At 71.2% G+C, this 16,964-nt stretch carries 16 protein-coding genes; 10 read left to right on the plus strand and 6 right to left on the minus strand.

Going from position 1 to position 16,964, the window contains the following annotated elements; all coding sequences use genetic code 11:
- Positions 1–15 precede the first annotated feature (15 nt).
- Positions 16–4,095 carry a prealbumin-like fold domain-containing protein gene (locus PO879_RS04830; RefSeq protein ID WP_278236796.1) on the minus strand — a complete coding sequence of 1,360 codons (4,080 nt, stop codon included), beginning with the start codon at positions 4,093–4,095 and terminating at the stop codon, positions 16–18.
- A gap of 155 nt (positions 4,096–4,250) precedes the next feature.
- On the opposite strand from PO879_RS04830, the gene PO879_RS04835 reads away from it, so the two are divergent.
- The 3 genes from PO879_RS04835 to PO879_RS04845 all read left to right on the plus strand — a co-directional run bounded on the left by PO879_RS04835 (position 4,251) and on the right by PO879_RS04845 (position 6,230).
- Positions 4,251–5,030 carry a TIGR00730 family Rossman fold protein gene (locus tag PO879_RS04835; RefSeq protein ID WP_278236797.1) on the plus strand — a complete coding sequence of 260 codons (780 nt, stop codon included), beginning with the start codon at positions 4,251–4,253 and terminating at the stop codon, positions 5,028–5,030.
- Positions 5,027–5,959 carry a dihydropteroate synthase gene (gene folP / locus PO879_RS04840; RefSeq protein WP_278236798.1) on the plus strand — a complete coding sequence of 311 codons (933 nt, stop codon included), beginning with the start codon at positions 5,027–5,029 and terminating at the stop codon, positions 5,957–5,959. The genes PO879_RS04835 and folP overlap by 4 nt, the downstream gene beginning before the upstream one ends.
- A 103-nt stretch (positions 5,960–6,062) precedes the next feature.
- Positions 6,063–6,230, plus strand: coding sequence for a DUF3117 domain-containing protein (locus tag PO879_RS04845; protein ID WP_171247429.1), 168 nt, complete (start codon positions 6,063–6,065; stop codon positions 6,228–6,230).
- Between the two features lie 73 nt (positions 6,231–6,303).
- Here PO879_RS04845 and PO879_RS04850 read toward each other — a convergent pair whose 3' ends face one another.
- The gene (locus PO879_RS04850; RefSeq protein WP_347568622.1) at positions 6,304–7,002 is read right to left on the minus strand and encodes a class I SAM-dependent methyltransferase; all 699 of its coding nucleotides are present in this window, start codon (positions 7,000–7,002) and stop codon (positions 6,304–6,306) included.
- Between the two features lie 47 nt (positions 7,003–7,049).
- On the opposite strand from PO879_RS04850, the gene sigE reads away from it, so the two are divergent.
- The 7 genes from sigE (at position 7,050) to PO879_RS04885 (ending at position 13,102) form a co-directional block, all read left to right on the plus strand.
- Entirely contained in the window at positions 7,050–7,613 is a 564-nt protein-coding gene (sigE, locus tag PO879_RS04855) for an RNA polymerase sigma factor SigE (RefSeq protein ID WP_278236799.1), read from the plus strand.
- Complete coding sequence (locus PO879_RS04860; RefSeq protein ID WP_278236800.1) at positions 7,610–8,503, plus strand: zf-HC2 domain-containing protein; 894 nt, start codon at positions 7,610–7,612, stop codon at positions 8,501–8,503. The genes sigE and PO879_RS04860 overlap by 4 nt, the downstream gene beginning before the upstream one ends.
- Complete coding sequence (locus PO879_RS04865) at positions 8,500–9,828, plus strand: trypsin-like peptidase domain-containing protein (protein WP_278236801.1); 1,329 nt, start codon at positions 8,500–8,502, stop codon at positions 9,826–9,828. The genes PO879_RS04860 and PO879_RS04865 overlap by 4 nt, the downstream gene beginning before the upstream one ends.
- Positions 9,829–9,876: 48 nt before the next feature.
- Positions 9,877–10,314 carry a twin-arginine translocase TatA/TatE family subunit gene (locus PO879_RS04870; RefSeq protein WP_278236802.1) on the plus strand — a complete coding sequence of 146 codons (438 nt, stop codon included), beginning with the start codon at positions 9,877–9,879 and terminating at the stop codon, positions 10,312–10,314.
- 83 nt (positions 10,315–10,397) lie between these two features.
- A complete protein-coding gene (gene trpS, locus PO879_RS04875; RefSeq protein WP_278236803.1) occupies positions 10,398–11,453 on the plus strand; it encodes a tryptophan--tRNA ligase in 1,056 nt (351 codons plus the stop codon).
- Between the two features lie 50 nt (positions 11,454–11,503).
- On the plus strand, positions 11,504–12,013 hold the full coding sequence (locus tag PO879_RS04880) for a 2'-5' RNA ligase family protein (protein WP_347568615.1): 510 nt from the start codon (positions 11,504–11,506) through the stop codon (positions 12,011–12,013).
- A gap of 69 nt (positions 12,014–12,082) precedes the next feature.
- Complete coding sequence (locus PO879_RS04885) at positions 12,083–13,102, plus strand: YhjD/YihY/BrkB family envelope integrity protein (protein WP_278236805.1); 1,020 nt, start codon at positions 12,083–12,085, stop codon at positions 13,100–13,102.
- A gap of 313 nt (positions 13,103–13,415) precedes the next feature.
- Here PO879_RS04885 and PO879_RS04890 read toward each other — a convergent pair whose 3' ends face one another.
- The 4 genes from PO879_RS04890 to sdhC are packed head-to-tail and all read right to left on the minus strand — an operon-like array spanning position 13,416 to position 16,913.
- Complete coding sequence (locus PO879_RS04890; protein ID WP_278236806.1) at positions 13,416–14,189, minus strand: succinate dehydrogenase iron-sulfur subunit; 774 nt, start codon at positions 14,187–14,189, stop codon at positions 13,416–13,418.
- The gene (gene sdhA / locus PO879_RS04895; RefSeq protein WP_278236807.1) at positions 14,189–16,024 is read right to left on the minus strand and encodes a succinate dehydrogenase flavoprotein subunit; all 1,836 of its coding nucleotides are present in this window, start codon (positions 16,022–16,024) and stop codon (positions 14,189–14,191) included. Before sdhA ends, PO879_RS04890 begins: the two co-directional genes overlap by 1 nt.
- 56 nt (positions 16,025–16,080) lie before the next feature.
- Positions 16,081–16,533 (minus strand): succinate dehydrogenase hydrophobic membrane anchor subunit, encoded by a 453-nt coding sequence (locus tag PO879_RS04900; protein ID WP_278236808.1) that lies wholly within the window; start codon positions 16,531–16,533, stop codon positions 16,081–16,083.
- On the minus strand, positions 16,533–16,913 hold the full coding sequence (sdhC, locus tag PO879_RS04905; RefSeq protein WP_278236809.1) for a succinate dehydrogenase, cytochrome b556 subunit: 381 nt from the start codon (positions 16,911–16,913) through the stop codon (positions 16,533–16,535). Before sdhC ends, PO879_RS04900 begins: the two co-directional genes overlap by 1 nt.
- Positions 16,914–16,964 lie beyond the last annotated feature (51 nt).

Raw genomic sequence — 16,964 nt, forward strand, 5'->3', positions numbered from 1 at the left:
GTCGGTGGGAGCGGATCAGCCGTGGCTACGGCGTCGGAGGTAGAGCATCCCGGCGCCGGTACCGATGAGCAGCAGGGTGGCGATGACCGCCATCGCCGTGTCGGCACCGGTCTGCGGCAGCGGCGGCGTCGGCGGGGGCGTCACCGGGACGTCGCGGCAGATCTCCACGGAGGCCGAGTCGCGGTCGAGCTCGGTGTCCCCGTCGAGGAGGTAGGCCTCGTTGGTGACGTCCAGGCACTCGCCCTGGCCGACCGTGACCGTCGTGCTGACCGGGAACTCGGTCACCGCTCCGGGCTCCGTCGCGTCGACGGTCCCGAGCATCGTCGGGGCGAGGTCCGGGGTGGAGAAGTCGTCCCAGACCTCCACCGACGTCGGGCCGTTGTCGACGACGGCCGGGTCGATGTCGATCGCGTCGGACGCGCTGCCCTCCCCGGCGTTCTCCGGCCCGTCGAGCTGCTCCTGGGTCTGCGGGTACTCCGCGAGGTCCCAGGTGACGGTCGCCGCGAGGGTGCCCTCGAAGTCGTTCACGTTCTCGCACGTGAGCGTCATGAGGCTGTCGCCGGACGGGAACAAGAACTGGAGCCCGTCCGTCGCCTCGTCGGCGTCCTCGGCGTCGATCAGGCAGGCCTCGTCCTCGAACGTCGCGGCGACGGTACCCATCACCGGGTTGTCGTTCGGGTTGGACACCTCCACCGAGGCCTGCAGAGTGGCGTCGTCGAGGGTCGTCGGACCCTGGACGACCTGCACGACGAACTCGACGGTGGTCTGGGCCTGGTCGGCCGGCAGGGTCGTCGGGTGCGTCTCGGCCTCCTTGTCGACGGTGAAGGTGCGGCTGACGAACTGCTCACCCTCGCCCATCACCTCGATGTTCAGCGGCTCCCAGACCAGCGGGTCGACGAAGGAGACCTCGGTGGTCTCGCCCTCGAGCAGCTCGACCGTCCGGGTGGGGTTCGCCGGCAGGAGGTAGCCCTCGGGAGCCTCGGTCTCGGTGACCGTGTACTCGCCGAAGTCGGCGATCTCCTCGATCGTGTACGTCCCGTCCTCACCGGTCACGACGACCAGGCGGTCCTCGCTCTCCGGGTCGAGCGGGTTCGGCATGATCTCGAAGGTGGCACCGGGGAGGTAGACGTCGTCCTCGTCCTCGGTGATCTTCTGGGCGGCCTTGACGATCCTCAGCTCGGCGGGGGCGTCACGGCAGATCGTCACCGAGGCGCTGTCATCGTCGATCCGGTCACCGTCGGCGCCGTCGCCGGTCTCGACGATGTACGCGGTGTTGTCGACGACGAGGCATTCGCCCTGGGGAACTTCGAACTCCTGCGAGAACTCGATGGTCGTGGTCTCCGCCGAGCCGGTCGAGGTGACCGTCTGCAGGAACTCCGGCGCCTCGTCGGGGCTGGTGAATTCGTCGTAGACGTCCACCGACGTCACGCCGTTGTCGGTGGTGACCTCCTCGAGGCTGATGCCGTCGGACGCCTCACCCGGCGGGGCGTTCTCCGGGTCGTCGACGTCGTCCTGGGTCTGCGGGTACTCCCCGCGGTCCCAGGTGACCGTCGCCTCGATCTGGCCGAAGAGCGGCGGGTTGGGGCAGTCGACCGTGAACTCGTTCACGCCGCCGGCGAACTCGTTCTCCCACTCGTCCAGGTCGGTGCCCTCGTCAGAGCAGAAGTCGCCGTCGAGCTCGACCGTGAGCATGCCCGTGACGGGGTCGGCGTTGGGGTTGTCGACCGTGACCGTGACCGCACGGGCCGGGTCGGCGTCCGGGTCGAGGAAGGTGTCGCTCTCCATGACCTCGATCGTGTAGTTGATCGTGGCCGAGGGTTCGTCGGCACGGAGGTCGATCGTGGTCGTGTCCGCCTCCTTGTCGTTCGCCCAGGTCCGGGTGACGAACTGTTCCGCCGACAGCTCCAGGTCCAGCGGCTCCCAGATCAGCGGGTCGACGAAGGTGAGCGTCTCGTCGGACCCCGGCGCCAGCGTGACCACCTGGCTACGCTCGGCCGGCAGGAAGTAGCCCGCGGGGGCGATCGTCTCGGTGACGGTGTACTCGCCGAAGGAGACGACGTCCTCAAAGGTGTACTCGCCGGATTCCCCGGTGCTGAACGTCAGCGGGTCGTCACCGGTCGGGTCGACCGGGTTCGGGCTGATCTCGAAAGTCGCACCGGGCAACGGCTGCTCGTCCTCGTCGACCTTGGAGATGGTCAGTTCGGCCCCCTCCTCGCGGCAGATGTCGACGACCTCGGTGGCGGAATCGATGCGGTCGCCGTCGGCGCCGGCCTCCACCTCGACGATGTAGCCGTCGTTGACCACCTCGATGCACTCGCCCAGCGGGACCTCGATCACCTGGGAGACCGGGAACTCCTCGGAGCCCGCGTCCTCGGTGGCCTGGACCGTGCCGAGGTACGTCGGAGGCAGGTCGGGGTTGGTGAAGTCGTCCCAGACGTCCACGGCCGGCAGCCCGTTGTCGGTGGTGACGATCAGGGTGCTGTCGGTCGCCTCGCCCTGGGGAGCGTTCTCCGGGTCGTCGACGTCGTCCTGGGTCTGCGGGTAGACGCCGCGGTCCCAGGTGACGGTGGCGTCGACCTCGCCGTTCAGCGGCGGGTCGTCGCAGACGACGTCCAGGACGGTCTCACCGGGGGCGAACTCGTTCTCCCACGCGTCGAGGTCGGTGCCGGCGTAGCTGCAGAGCTCGCCGTTGAGGTCGACGCTCAGGTTGCCGGTGACGGGGTCCTCGTTGGGGTTGTCGACCGTGACCGTGACGGTACGGCCGCCCTCCTCGAGCATCGTGTCGCTCCAGAACACCTCGACGACGTAGTCGAGCTCGACGGACTCCTGGTCGGCCGGCAGCAGAAGGACGTCGTCGCCGTCGACCTGCTTGTCGTTCTCCCAGGTGCGGGTGACGAACTGCTCGGCCGTGACGTCGATCTCCAGCGGCTCCCACGGCATCGGGTCGACGAACGTCAGCGACGCCGACTCCGCGGGGCCGATCGTGATCGTCTGCGACCGCTCGTCGGGGGGCGGCAGCAGGTAGCCGTCCGGGGCGGCGATCTCGTTGACCGTGTACTCCACCCCCCAGGCGTCCTCGCCGAGATCGTCGAAGGTGAAGGTGCCGTCCTCGCCGGTGGTGAACTCCAGCGGGTCGTCACCGGCCGGGTCGACCGGGTTCGGGCTGATCGTGAAGGTCGCGCCGGGCAGCGGGGTGCCGCCCTCGTCCTCCTTGAGGATCGTCAGGTCCGAGCACAGGCTCGGCACGTCGATGTCCCCGGCGGCGAGGTCCTTGAGCGCGGACAGCTGCGACTCGCCGGTCTGGGTGCGCATGTTCAGCGTGCTGAAGCCGGCAGCCGGGCAGACGTCGCCGATGCCGAGCTCGGTGAGGTTCAGGGACGCCTCGACGAACCGGTCGGCGGTGATGATCCCGGCCACGGCGTTGGGCGAGTCGAAGTAGTCGACGATCGGGCCGGTGTTGACCGCCACGGCTGCCACGTCGCCCGTGCACGCCTGCCGATCGGTCCAGTCCGCACCGTCCCAGGTGTCGACGCCGACGCAGGCGAGGTCGCTGTTGCCGTCCTCCTCGACGACGATCCGGATGTCACCCACGCTCCGGTCGGGGTTCATCGCGTCGAGGTTGGGCTCCTGGTTGAGCTCGACGTAGTAGTTCACCGTGCCGGAGTCGCCGTCGCGGTCCCAGCCGAGGTGCAGCCACTGGGTGTAGTCCCCGCCCTCCTCGGCGATCTCGCTGTACACCAGGACGTTGCCGAGGTCGGACTTGCCCGAGTTGGTGGCCGGGTTGCCGGTGCCCCAGTTCGGCCAGCCGTTGTTGGGGTTGATCGGGTCCTCGACGTTGGAGCCGGCGAACGTCGTCGTGTCGAGGTTGCCGATCGGGTCGGGCACGACGTCCGGACCGACCGTCTGCCAGTCGATGCCGCCCTCGGTGATCTGGTTGCCGTCGATCTCGAAGGAGCTGTCGACGGCGGACGCCGGCGTGCTCAGCGCGACCACGGAGCCCAGGGCGAGCGCCGCCGAGGCGAGAGCGGCGACGGGGCCGGAGAACCGGGAACGGGGAGCGGTGGCGTCCGTGCGGTGGGAACTCCTGGTGCGCATCTGATTCCTGTCTGACCCGTCCGGGCTGCCGCCATCGGCAGAGGTGGCGAATGTCACATCCAAGTGGAGCGTAACCATAGTCGCCGCGGGCACACACCCCGGGGCGCAGACTTCACCCGCTGCCACCACCGGTCGGGTCGGCCTACGCTCGAGGTATGAGCGAACGTACCGACGACGGCGTCCCGGAATCCGGCCGCGGATACCGCAAGGGACCGGTCCTGCTGCGGGGCACGCAGATCCCGGACTCGACCACGGACCAGCGGCTGCTGGCTCCGGGGGAGGGGACCGAGTGGGTCCACACGGACCCGTGGCGCGTGATGCGTATCCAGGCCGAGTTCGTCGAGGGTTTCGGGGCGCTGGCCGAGGTCGGCCCGGCGGTCTCGGTGTTCGGCTCGGCACGCACCGCCCCGGACCACCCGGACTACGTGCTCGGTGAGCAGATCGGCAAGCTGCTCGTCTCCTCGGGGTACTCGGTGATCACCGGCGGGGGCCCCGGCATCATGGAGGCCGCCAACAAGGGCGCGGCCGAGGCCGGTGGCACGTCCATCGGGCTGGGGATCGAGCTGCCGTTCGAGCAGGGGATGAACCCGCACGTCAACCGCGGCGTGAGCTTCCGCTACTTCTTCGCCCGCAAGACGATGTTCGTCAAGTACGCCCAGGGGTTCGTCGTCCTGCCGGGTGGCTTCGGCACCTTCGACGAGCTCTTCGAGGCCCTCACGCTCGTCCAGACGCACAAGGTCACCGGCTTCCCCGTCGTGCTGGTCGGCAGCGACTACTGGGGCGGGCTGCTCGAGTGGCTGCGCACCGCCGTCGTCGACCGCGGCATGATCAACCCGGCCGACCTGGACCTGCTGCACGTGACCGACACGGCCGAGGAGGCCGTCTCGCACGTCATCGAACGCGGGCGGGCGCTGGCCGCCGAGTTCCGCACGTGATCCCACCGGCGGGGGCGCCGCTCGTCCTGCGCGGCCGCGAGGTCGGCCGGGACGCCGACGGCGTGCTGCGCCCCGTGGTGATGGCGATCGTCAACCGCACCACCGACTCCTTCTACGCCCCGGCGCGGCTGGCCGACGACGGCGCGGCCCTGGACGCCGCCCACGCCGCCTGGACCGACGGGGCCGCGATCCTCGACGTCGGCGGGGTGCGCGCCGGTACGGGGCCCGCGGTGAGCGAGTCCGAGGAGATCGAGCGGGTCGTGCCGTTCGTGGCGAAGGTCCGGGCCGAGCTGCCCGACCTGCTGCTCAGCGTCGACACGTGGCGCGCCGAGGTGGCCCGGGCCGCGATCGAGGCCGGTGCCGACCTCATCAACGACACCTGGGCCGGCCACGACCCGGGTCTCGTCGAGGTCGCCGGCGCCGCCGGGGTCGGCGTCGTCTGCTCCCACACCGGAGGAGCCCTGCCCCGCACCGACCCGTACCGCGTGTCCTACCCGACGCCGGAGGGAGCCGACGGCGGCGACCCGCGCGACGGCGTCACCCGCGACGTGCTCGCCACGCTGCGTGCGGCCGCCGACCGTGCCGTCGCCTGCGGCGTGCCGCCGTCGTCCGTGCTCGTCGACCCGACGCACGACTTCGGCAAGAACACCTGGCACTCGCTGCACCTGCTGCGCCGGACCGATGCGCTGACCGCCCTCGGGTACCCGGTGCTCATGGCGCTCAGCCGCAAGGACTTCGTCGGCGAGACCCTCGACCTGCCTCCCGACGACCGGCTGGCCGGCACCCTCGCGGCCACGGCGCTCGCCGCCTGGCACGGTGCCCGCGTGTTCCGCAGCCACGACGTCGCGGCCACGCGGCACGCCCTGGAGATGGTGGCGGCGGTCCGTGACGAGGCGCCTCCACGGGTCGCGCGTCGCGGCCTGGCCTGACGTTGGTCGCCCGAGGCGGACAGTAGAATGGTGAGACGCACCTCATCCGGCACCGTGCGGGTGCGGGGGCGGAGGAACCGGACAACGGAATGGAGAGCCACACATGGCTGCGATGAAGCCGCGGACGGGCGACGGGCCCCTCGAGGTCACCAAGGAGGGACGCGGCATCGTCATGCGTGTTCCGCTGGAGGGCGGTGGTCGGCTGGTCGTCGAGCTGAACGCGACCGAGGCCGGCGAGCTGGGCGAGGCCCTCCAGGGCGTCGTCGGCTGACGACGTCTGCAGCACTCCCGTGACAGGCGGGCGTGGGACGGGTGTGGCTCCCGTCGCGCGCCCGCCTCGTCGTTCAGGCGGACGGGTGCCGCGGTGCGCGGCGCACCGCGAGCAGCAGCCCGTCGCCGGTCGGGACCATCGCCGGCACCAGGCGTTCGTCCGCGCGGACGGCGTGCGCCGTCTCCCGGACCGCCACGGTGGGTGCCTCGAGCCGCGTCGGGTCGGCGACCCGCCCGCTGAGCGCCGGGTCGACGATCCCCAGCACGCCCCCCTCGCGCAGCAGCCGGACCGCCGCCTCGACGTGCGAGGCCAGCACGAGGGGGTCGACCGCGACCAGCACCAGGTCGTAGGCGCCGTCCGTCAGTCGCGGCAGCACGTCCAGCGGTGGGCGGGTGATCACCCGCGTGCGCGAGGACGCCACCTCCTCGTCCGCGAACGCCGTCTTCGCGGCGCGCTGCCGCGCCGCGTCCGGGTCGATGGTGGTCAGGACGCCGTCCGGCAGCATGCCGCGCAGCATCCACAGGGCCGTGACGCCCGCGTCGCTGCCGATCTCGACCGCGGTCCGCGCCTGCGCCGCCGCCGCGACGACCCGCAGCAGCGCCCCGGTCCCGGGGGAGACCGTCGCGCACCCCAGCGAGGCCGCCCGTTCCCGGGCGCGCAGCAGCGTGGCGTCCTCAGTGAGGAACGACTCGCTGAACGTCCAGGCGACCCCGCGGTCGTCCTGGGCCTCCGCCTCGGTGAAGATGACACGGCCCCCTTGATCGCTGGGCAGATCGTACGTGGGAACCTCTCAGGTTGCTCACACGTTCGCATGGGACGATGACCGTGATGACCAAGACCGTGGAGTCCGACACCGCCTCGTGGGTGCCCCCGACCTGGGACGAGATCGTCCGGGAGCACTCCGCGCGCGTGTACCGGCTCGCCTACCGTCTGACCGGTGACCGGCAGGACGCCGAGGACCTGACGCAAGAGACGTTCCTGCGGGTGTTCCGGTCGCTGTCCAGCTACACCCCCGGCACCTTCGAGGGCTGGCTGCACCGCATCACGACCAACCTCTTCCTGGACCAGGTCCGCCGCAAGAAGCGGATCCGCTTCGAGGCCATGGGCGAGGACGCCTCGCGGGTCCAGTCCACCGACGACCGCGGCCGGCCCGAGCGCGGCTTCGAGCACGGCAACCTCGACCACGACGTCCAGGCCGCCCTCGACGGCCTGCGACCCGAGTACCGCGCCGCCGTCGTCCTATGCGACATCGAAGGTCTCAGCTACGAGGAGATCGCGGTCACCCTGGGCATCAAGATCGGCACGGTGCGCTCACGGATCCACCGCGCGCGGGCCCAGCTGCGCGACGCGCTGGAGCACCGACGCGAGGACGTGCGGCGATGAGCGCCCACCTCGGCGACCGCGTCAGCGCGCTGGCCGACGGCCAGCTGCCGCCGGCCGAGGCCGAGCGCGCCCTGGCGCACGTCGCGTGCTGCTCGCTGTGCGCCGCCGAGCTCGAGACGGCACGGTCCGCGCGCCGGCACCTCGCCGCCGCCGGGGACGTCACCCCGACGGCGGAGCTGACCCAGCGGCTCCTGGACCTCTCGGCCTCCATCCCGCCCGCCGACGGCGACCCCCTGCGGGCCCCCGACCGGGACACCGGGTGGGCCGCACCCGAGGCGTGGCACCCGCCCCTGACCGGCGACGTCCTGGGCGCGGAGCGACGACGGCGCCGCCGCCGGGTCGCGCTCGTGGGTGCCGGGGGAGCAGGTGTGCTGGGCTGTGCCCTGTTCGTGCTCGGCCAGGCACCCGTGGTCACACCCGACACCTCGCGCGTCGCCGCCCTGACCACCCTGGCAGGGGCGGGCGGCACGTCCGGCGACACGGTGACCGAGGCCGGGCTCGGCCGTGCGGGGTTCGTGGCGCCGTCGTCGCTGCCGCCGGGGTACGAGGTGGTGGCCGTGCGCACCGGCCCGACGTCGTGCGAGATCGACCTGACCGGCCCCGACGGGCCCGTGGTCGTCCGCCAGCAGCAGGGCCGGCTGGCGGCAGGGACCGGGTCGACGGCGCGGACCGAGGTCGCCGGGCGCGGTGACGTCGTCGTGCTGTCCCAGGACCCCTGGCACGTCGCCTGGCAGGCCGGCGACGTCGTCGTGGAGGTCACGACGGACGCCCCCGACGACGTCCTGTCCGAGGTCGTCGCTGCTTTCCCCGAACGTGACTACGACGGGGGCGTCCTGCCCCAGATCACTCGTGGCTGGTCGACCGTGACAGGAGCTCTCACCCTTCCATGACACCCCAGGATCCCGACCTCTTCGCCTCCCCGGAGCCCCCGGCCCGCCGGCCCGACCCCGCACCGCCGGTGGCCGCGCAGCCCGCGCCCGCGTCGTCGGCCCCGGCCGCCGCGCCGTCGTCGGCCCCGGCTGCGGACACCCCGCCGTCCGTGCCGCCGTCGGCGCCGCAGCCCGCGGGCACCCCGGCCGGGGGCGCACCGGCGTCCCGGCGGCCGGCCCGGCTCGGCGCCGGACGCACGGCCGTGATCCTGGTCCTGGCGCTCGCGGTCGGCCTGGTCGGTGGCGTGCTCGGCGACCGGATCGCCGGCGGCGCCCAGGACGAGGCCCCCGTCAGCGCCGACCTGCCGGTCAGCCCCGGGTCGCAGGACGACGGCGCCGACGACTCCCGCCCGGTGGACTCGCACGCGGCCATCGCGGCCGAGGTGCTGCCGTCGGTGGTCTCGCTGGAGATCTCCGGTGCCGGGGGGCGCGGGTCCTCGGGCTCGGGCTTCGTGCTGCGCGAGGACGGCTACATCCTGACCAACGACCACGTGGTCACCGCCGGCGGAGGGGGCGGCGACGTGGTCGTCGTCCTCTCCGACGGCTCCGAGCACGCGGGCGAGGTCGTCGGGAGCACCCCCGACTACGACCTGGCCGTGGTCAAGATCGACGTCGACGGGCTGACGCCGCTCGTGCTGGGCGACTCGGACGACGTCGTGGTCGGGGACGCCGTGCTGGCCGTCGGCGCACCGCTGGGCCTCGACTCAACGGTCACCGCCGGGATCGTCAGTGCGCTGCACCGTCCCGTGCAGGCCGGGGACCAGGCGACGACCGCGTTCATCGACGCCATCCAGACCGACGCCGCGATCAACCCCGGCAACTCCGGCGGGCCGCTCGTCGACGCCGACGGCGAGGTCGTGGGCATCAACTCCGCGATCGCCCAGCCGCCCGGTGCCACGCAGGCCACCGGGAGCATCGGCCTCGGGTTCGCCATTCCGGCCAACCAGGCCCGCACGACGGCGGAGCAGCTCATCGAGACCGGTCAGGCGACCTATCCCGTGATCGGCGTGCTGCTGGACACCTCCTACTCCGGGGAGGGCGTCCAGGTGTCGTCCGAGGCCCAGCAGGGCATCCCGCCCGTGACGCCGGACGGTCCGGCGGACCTGGCGGGGGTCCGCGCCGGTGACGTCATCCTGGCGATCGACGGCCGCCCGGTGTCCCGCAGCAACGAGCTCATCGTGGCGATCCGTGCACGTCAGCCGGGTGACGCCGTCACCCTGCGCGTCCGCAGCGACGGCGAGGAGCGCGAGGTGCGCGTCGTGCTGCAGGAGCGGGCGAGCGAGTGACGCCGGCGCCGTACCGGTCGCGCCGCGCCACGGGCTAGGCTGTTCGCCGTGGGAGTCTTCGGGATCAACGGGGGCGAGCTCGTCGTCATCATCGTGCTGGCGCTCGTGCTCATCGGGCCCGAGCGCCTGCCCCGCTACGCCGCACAGCTCGGCGGTCTGGTCCGCCAGGGCAAGGTGCTGCTGCGGGACGCCAAGAGCCGGGTCGACGACGAGCTCGGCGACGAGCTCCGCGACGTGGACTGGCAGAAGCTCGACCCGCGGCAGTACGACCCGCGGCGCATCGTCAAGGAAGCGTTGCTGGACGACGACCCGGCGCCGACGCGCGGCGCCGCGAACCGCAGCGCCGCGGGCCGCACCGCCCGCGCGGCCGGTGGCGGTGCCGCCGGGGTGGCCGGTGTCGCGGGTGCCGGGTCCGCCGCGGTGCCCGCAGCGCCGAGCGGGCCGTCGTCGTCCGGTCCGGCTCCGTTCGACGACGAAGCCACGTAGCGACCGCGCTCCCTCGCGAGACCGACACGTCCGACATCCCGGGTGATTCAGGCGCACCCGCCAGACCTGCCAGAATGAAGACCATGTCCGACCTCCCCACCGCACCGGGCGCGCAGTCCGGATCCCGTCCTCGCATCCTGTCCGGCATGCAGCCGACCGACTCGTCGCTGCACCTGGGCAACTACCTGGGTGCCCTGACGCAGTGGGTGGCCCTGCAGGACGACAACCAGGCGCTCTACTGCGTGGTGGACCTGCACGCGCTCACCGTCAACCCGGACCCCGCGGCGCTGCGGGAGCGGACGCGCGCGACGGCCGCGCAGTACCTGGCCGGCGGCGTCGACCCGGCCCGGTCGGCCCTGTTCGTGCAGTCGCACGTGCCGGAGCACACCGAGGTCGCCTGGCTGCTGAGCTGCCAGACCGGGTTCGGCGAGGCCAGTCGGATGACCCAGTTCAAGGACAAGTCGGCGCGGCAGGGGACCGAGGGGACCACGGTCGGGCTGTTCACCTATCCGGTGCTGATGGCGGCCGACATCCTCGTCTACGACGCCGCCCTCGTCCCGGTCGGCGAGGACCAGCGCCAGCACCTCGAGCTGACCCGGAACCTGGCCGAGCGCCTCAACGCCCGCTTCGGGGCGGGCACCGCCGTCGTGCCCGACGCCCACATCGTCACCGCCACCGCCAAGATCCAGGACCTGCAGAACCCGACCGCGAAGATGTCGAAGTCGAACGCGGGAGGCAAGGGGGTCATCTGGCTGCTGGAGAACCCGAAGAAGGCTGCCAAGGCGATCAAGTCGGCCGTCACCGACGCCGACGACTCCTACGCCGTCTACTTCGACCGCGAGGCCAAGCCCGGCATCTCCAACCTGCTGTCGATCTACTCCGCCGTCACCGGCCGCGGGGTCGACGACATCGCCGCCGAGTACGACGGCCGCGGCTACGGGTACCTCAAGGTCGACCTGGCCGACGCCGTCGTGGCCTTCCTCGAGCCGTTCCAGGAGCGGGCGAACACCTACCTGTCCGACCCCGCCGAGCTGGACAAGGTGCTCGACGACGGTGCCGCCCGGGCCCGGGAGATCGCCGGCGGCGTGCGCGACCGGCTCTTCGACCGCTTCGGCCTGCTGCCCCGGGGTCACCGGTGAGGATCCCGGCACGAGGCCCTGACCAGCTCCGGATCGGTATCGCGATCGCGGTGCCGGATCCCTACGCCGCGCGCCTGCAGGAAGCCCGGGCGGAGTTCGACGACCCGCTGGCCCAGGTGATCCCGCCGCACATCACCGTCATCGGACCGACGGTCGTGGACCGTGCCGACATGCCGTCGGTGGGGGAGCACCTCGGCAAGATCGCGGACGAGATGCCGCCCTTCCGGGTCCACCTGCGCGGCACCGGGACGTTCCGACCCGTCTCGCCGGTCGTCTTCGTCTCGCTCGCCGAGGGCATCGCCGAGTGCGAGCTGCTCGAGCAGCAGACCAGGTCCGGGGTGCTCGCCCAGGACCTGCGGTTCAACTACCACCCGCACGTCACCATCGCCCACGAGGTCCCCGACGACGCCCTCGACCGGGCCTTCACGGAGATGGCCGACTTCGAGGCCGTCTTCGACGTGTCGGCAATCTGGCAGTACGAGCACGGCGACGACGGCGTGTGGCGTCCGCAGCGCTCCTACGAGCTGCGCGGCGGGCGCGAGTACCTCCGGATGCGCTGATCCGCCGACCCGGGCGTCGTCGCACGTCGTGCGCTGCCGACTCCGCCGACCGCCGCTAGGGTCGAGACCGTGTCGGAGCGCATCGATCGGTGGAAGGACCGGGCGACCCGCCTGGTCGGCTGGGTCAAGGACCGGCGTGAGGTCCGTGCCGTCCAGTGGTACATGGCCCGCCGCGGGAACCTGCTCTCCGGCGGGATCGCCTACTCGGCGATCTTCGCCATCGGTGCGAGCCTGACGATCGGGTTCTCCGTGTTCTCGGCGACCCTGGGCAGCCGGCCCGAACTGATGGCGGCGGTGACCGACCAGATCGAGCTGTGGCTACCCGGCCTGATCGGTGACGGTGAGAACCAGCTGAACCCCGACGACCTGGTGGTCACCAACATCTGGAACGTGGCGACCTTCATCGCCACCGTGGTGCTGCTGTGGACGGCGATCAGCTTCATGGGTGCCCTGCGCCACTCGATCCGCTCGATGTTCGACGCCCCCGTGGTCGGGGTCAACCCGGTGATGGCCAAGGTCTGGCAGCTCGTCGGCTTCGTCGTCCTCGGCGCCATGATCGTCGTGACGGCGGCCGCCAGCATCCTGGCCACCACGGTGGAGACGCAGTTCGAGAACTGGTTCGGGGAAACCCAGGCCCTCGGCCAGCTGCTCCGCTTCGGGAGCTTGGGGGTCGCCGTCGTGCTCGACGCCGTCGTGGTGTACCTGATCGTCCGGGTGGTCGGGCAGGTACGGCCCCGGCGCACTCGCGACCTCGTGATCGGGTGCCTCCTGGCAGGGCTGGCCTCGGGTGCCCTGCGCTACGCCGGGACGTCGCTGGTGACCTCGAGCGTGTCGAGCAACGTCGTGCTCGGCTCGTTCGTGACCATCGGGACGATCCTGCTGCTGGCCAACTTCCTGTCCCGGATGCTGCTGATGGTCTGCGCCTGGATGTACGACCCGCCGCGGATGGACGAGATCGCCCGCGCCGAGGCGGAGCTCGCGGCGATGCGCCACCAGGAGGAGGTCGACCGGCTGGTCGCCCAGGGAGCCGGCAGCGGCAAGCCGTACAGTCCGGTCGTCCGTGGCGTACGCCGCGGCATCTACTCCTGATCGCGCGCGGCGTCGGACCCGCGCTACCTCACCGCCAGGAGTGCTACCTCGCCGGAACGTTGCCTACCTCGCCGGAACGTTGCCTACTTCGCCGGAACGTTGCCTACTTCGCCGGAAGGTTGCCTCCCTGGGCGGAGGGTTGCCTACCTCGCCGGACCTGCCGCCGCCCTGGCCGGAGGATTGCCTCCCTGGGTGAGACGACGACAGCGGGAGAGGGAGAGCCCCGCACGGTCGTCGTCCCCGAAGTGGAGGGCGCGCAGCGCCCGTGAACGCGACCGTGCGGGGCTCTCCCTCTCCCGCCGAGACGTGAGAGTCAGAAGGCGCGGGTGATCATCGCCCGCTTGACCTCCTGGATCGCCTTGGTGACCTCGATGCCGCGCGGGCAGGCCTCGGTGCAGTTGAAGGTCGTGCGGCAGCGCCACACGCCCTCCTTGTCGTTGAGGACCTCCAGGCGCTGGGTGCCACCCTGGTCGCGGGAGTCGAAGATGAACCGGTGCGCGTTGACGATCGCCGCCGGGCCGAAGTACTGGCCGTCGGTCCAGAAGACCGGGCAGGACGACGTGCACGCCGCGCACAGGATGCACTTGGTGGTGTCGTCGAACCGGTCGCGGTCGGCCTGGGACTGGATGTTCTCCCGGCTCGGCTCGTTCCCCGACGTGATGAGGAACGGCATGATCTCGCGGTAGGAGGCGAAGAACGGCTCCATGTCGACCACGAGGTCCTTGAGCACCGGCAGGCCCTTGATGGCCTCGACGACGATCGGCTTGTCCGGGTTGATGTCCTTGAGCAGCGTCTTGCAGGCCAGACGGTTGCGGCCGTTGATCCGCATCGCGTCCGAGCCGCACACGCCGTGGGCGCAGGAGCGCCGGAACGTCAGCGAGCCGTCGAGCTCCCACTTGATCTTGTGCAGGGCGTCCAGCACACGGTCGGTGCCGTGCGCGGTCACCGTGTGCTCCTCCCAGTACGCCTCGGCGGCGACCTCCGGGTTGTACCGGCGGATCTTCAGGGTCACCTGGAAGGACGACACGGCGCCGGCCTGCGCCTCGGAGCCGGAGGTGTCGGTCGAGTTCTCGAGAACAGCAGTCATCAGTACTTCCGCTCCATCGGCTCGTAGCGCGTCATGGTGACGGGCTTGGACCCCAGGACGACCTTGTAGTCCCCGAAGTCCTCGACGTGGTCGAAGTAGCCCGCGACGTGCCCGTCGGCGGCGTCGGGAGCCGACGTCGGACGGCGGTACGCCATCGTGTGCAGCATGTAGTTGTCGTCGTCCCGGTCCGGGAAGTCCTCGCGGTAGTGACCGCCGCGGGACTCGCGGCGGTTGAGCGCGGCGACGACGGTGACCTCGGCGATGTCGAGCAGGAAGCCCAGCTCGATCGCCTCCAGCAGGTCCGTGTTGAACAGCGAGCCCTTGTCCTGGACCGACACGTTGCGGTACCGCTTCTGCAGCTCGCGGATGTCGGCGGCGGCCTTGTTCAGCGACTCGTCGGTGCGGAAGACCTGCGCGTTGGCGTCCATCGTCTCCTGCAGCGCCTGGCGCACGTCGGCGACGCGCTCGCCGTCGGGGCGGTCGCGCATCTCGGACAGCTGCGCCTCGACCCGGGCCGTCGGCCCCTCGACGATCGGCAGGTGCTGCTCGACGGTCTGCGCGTACGCGGCGGCGGAGCGGCCGGCGCGCTTGCCGAAGACGTTGATGTCGAGCAGGGAGTTCGTGCCGAGGCGGTTGGACCCGTGCACGGAGACGCAGGCGACCTCGCCGGCGGCGTACAGCCCCTTGACGACGTTGTGGCCGTCGCGCAGGACCTCGCCCTTGATGTTCGTGGGCACGCCGCCCATCGCGTAGTGCGCGGTGGGGTAGACGGGCACCGGCTCGGTGTACGGCTCGATGCCGAGGTAGGTGCGGGCGAACTCGGTGATGTCCGGCAGCTTGGCGTCGATGTGCGCCGGCTCGAGGTGCGTCAGGTCGAGCAGGACGTAGTCCTTGTTCGGGCCGGCGCCGCGACCCTCGCGGACCTCGTTGGCCATCGACCGGGCGACGATGTCGCGGGGCGCCAGGTCCTTGATGGTCGGTGCGTAGCGCTCCATGAACCGCTCGCCGTCGGCGTTGCGCAGGATGCCGCCCTCGCCGCGGGCCGCCTCCGACAGCAGGATGCCCAGGCCGGCCAGACCCGTCGGGTGGAACTGGAAGAACTCCATGTCCTCCAGCGGCAGGCCGCGGCGGTAGGCCAGCGCCATGCCGTCACCGGTGAGGGTGTGGGCGTTCGACGTCGTCTTGAAGATCTTGCCCGCGCCGCCGGTGGCGAACACGACCGCCTTGGTCTGGAAGACGTGCAGCTCGCCGGTGGCCAGGTCGTAGGCGACCACGCCGGTGGCGTTGACCTCGGCGCCGTCCTCGATGTCCTCCGTGGTCAGGTCGTGGTCGGTGAGCAGGTCCAGGACGTAGAACTCGTTGTAGAACTCGACGTCCTGCTTCACGCAGTTCTGGTACAGCGTCTGCAGGATCATGTGGCCGGTGCGGTCCGCGGCGTAGCAGGCGCGGCGCACGGCGGCCTCACCGTGGTTGCGGGTGTGCCCGCCGAATCGGCGCTGGTCGATCCGCCCCTCCGGCGTGCGGTTGAACGGCAGACCCATCCGCTCCAGGTCCAGCACGGCGTCGATGGCCTCCTTGGCCATCACCTCCGCGGCGTCCTGGTCGACGAGGTAGTCGCCACCCTTGATGGTGTCGAAGGTGTGCCACTCCCAGTTGTCCTCCTCGACGTTCGCCAGGGCGGCGCACATGCCGCCCTGGGCGGCGCCGGTGTGGGAACGCGTGGGGTACAGCTTGGAGATGACCGCGGTGCGGGCGCCCTTCGACGCCTCGAGCGCCGCGCGCATGCCGGCGCCGCCTGCGCCGACGATGACGACGTCGTACTGGTGGGTCTGCATCGGTTCCGATGCCTCCTGCGGACGGTGGTGGTTCAGCGGGCTGGGGGTGCGCGGGCTCAGGCCGTGCAGATCGAGGCGAGCAGCTCGGCCGGTGCGCCGGGCGGGCAGGGCTCGAAGGTGAAGATCACCAGCGTGCCGAGCACCACGGTGATCGTGAACGCCAGGTACAGCAGGCTCTTGAGCACGCCGCGGGTGAGGTCCCGCTGGGCGTAGTCGTTGATGATCGTCCGCACGCCGTTGGTGCCGTGGATCATGGCGAGCCAGAGCATCAGGAGGTCCCAGATCTGCCAGAACGGGCTCGACCACTTGCCGCCGACGAAGGCGAAGTCGATGGCCTTGACGCCGTCGCCGACCATGAGGTTCACGAAGAGGTGGCCGAAGACGAGCACCACGAGGACGACGCCGGAGGCCCGCATGAAGACCCAGGAGTACAGCTCGAAGTTGCCCCGGGTAGTCTTGCGGCGCACGTACGGGGAACGCGGAGTGGGGATGTCGGTCTGGGTGGTCATCAGCTGGCTCCGAACACGTTCATCAGGTGGCGGGGCAGGAATCCGGCCATCGTCACGACGAGCAGACCGAGGACGACCCAGAGCATGACGCGCTGGTAGCGGGGGCCCTTCGACCAGAAGTCGACGAGTGCGATGCGCAGACCGTTGAACGCGTGGAAGACGATCGCGGCCACGAGGCCGGCCTCGCCCAGCCCCATGATCGGGGTCTGGTACGTGCCGATGACGGCGTTGTACGCCTCGGGCGAGACGCGCACGAGCGACGTGTCGAGCACGTGCACGAGCAGGAAGAAGAAGATCGACACGCCGGTCACGCGGTGCGCGACCCAGGACCACATACCTTCACGGCCGCGGTAGAGCGTGCCAGCGGGGGCAGTCGGCACGGGGGGCCTCCATTGGCGGATGCGGGCGGGTTACGTGAGGACACTGTAGTG

Origin of the sequence: Isoptericola sp. AK164 (assembly GCF_029643425.1) — a bacterium.
Classification (GTDB): domain Bacteria; phylum Actinomycetota; class Actinomycetes; order Actinomycetales; family Cellulomonadaceae; genus Isoptericola; species Isoptericola haloaureus.

Coding starts and splice junctions, on each gene's coding strand:
- sigE (WP_278236799.1), top strand. CDS start 7,050: ATGACCGTGATGACCAAGACCGTGGAGTCCGACACCGCCTCGTGGGTG.
- trpS (WP_278236803.1), top strand. CDS start 10,398: ATGTCCGACCTCCCCACCGCACCGGGCGCGCAGTCCGGATCCCGTCCT.
- PO879_RS04845 (WP_171247429.1), top strand. CDS start 6,063: ATGGCTGCGATGAAGCCGCGGACGGGCGACGGGCCCCTCGAGGTCACC.
- PO879_RS04835 (WP_278236797.1), top strand. CDS start 4,251: ATGAGCGAACGTACCGACGACGGCGTCCCGGAATCCGGCCGCGGATAC.
- PO879_RS04860 (WP_278236800.1), top strand. CDS start 7,610: ATGAGCGCCCACCTCGGCGACCGCGTCAGCGCGCTGGCCGACGGCCAG.
- PO879_RS04830 (WP_278236796.1), bottom strand. CDS start 4,095: ATGCGCACCAGGAGTTCCCACCGCACGGACGCCACCGCTCCCCGTTCC.
- PO879_RS04900 (WP_278236808.1), bottom strand. CDS start 16,533: ATGACCACCCAGACCGACATCCCCACTCCGCGTTCCCCGTACGTGCGC.
- PO879_RS04890 (WP_278236806.1), bottom strand. CDS start 14,189: ATGACTGCTGTTCTCGAGAACTCGACCGACACCTCCGGCTCCGAGGCG.
- sdhA (WP_278236807.1), bottom strand. CDS start 16,024: ATGCAGACCCACCAGTACGACGTCGTCATCGTCGGCGCAGGCGGCGCC.
- PO879_RS04865 (WP_278236801.1), top strand. CDS start 8,500: ATGACACCCCAGGATCCCGACCTCTTCGCCTCCCCGGAGCCCCCGGCC.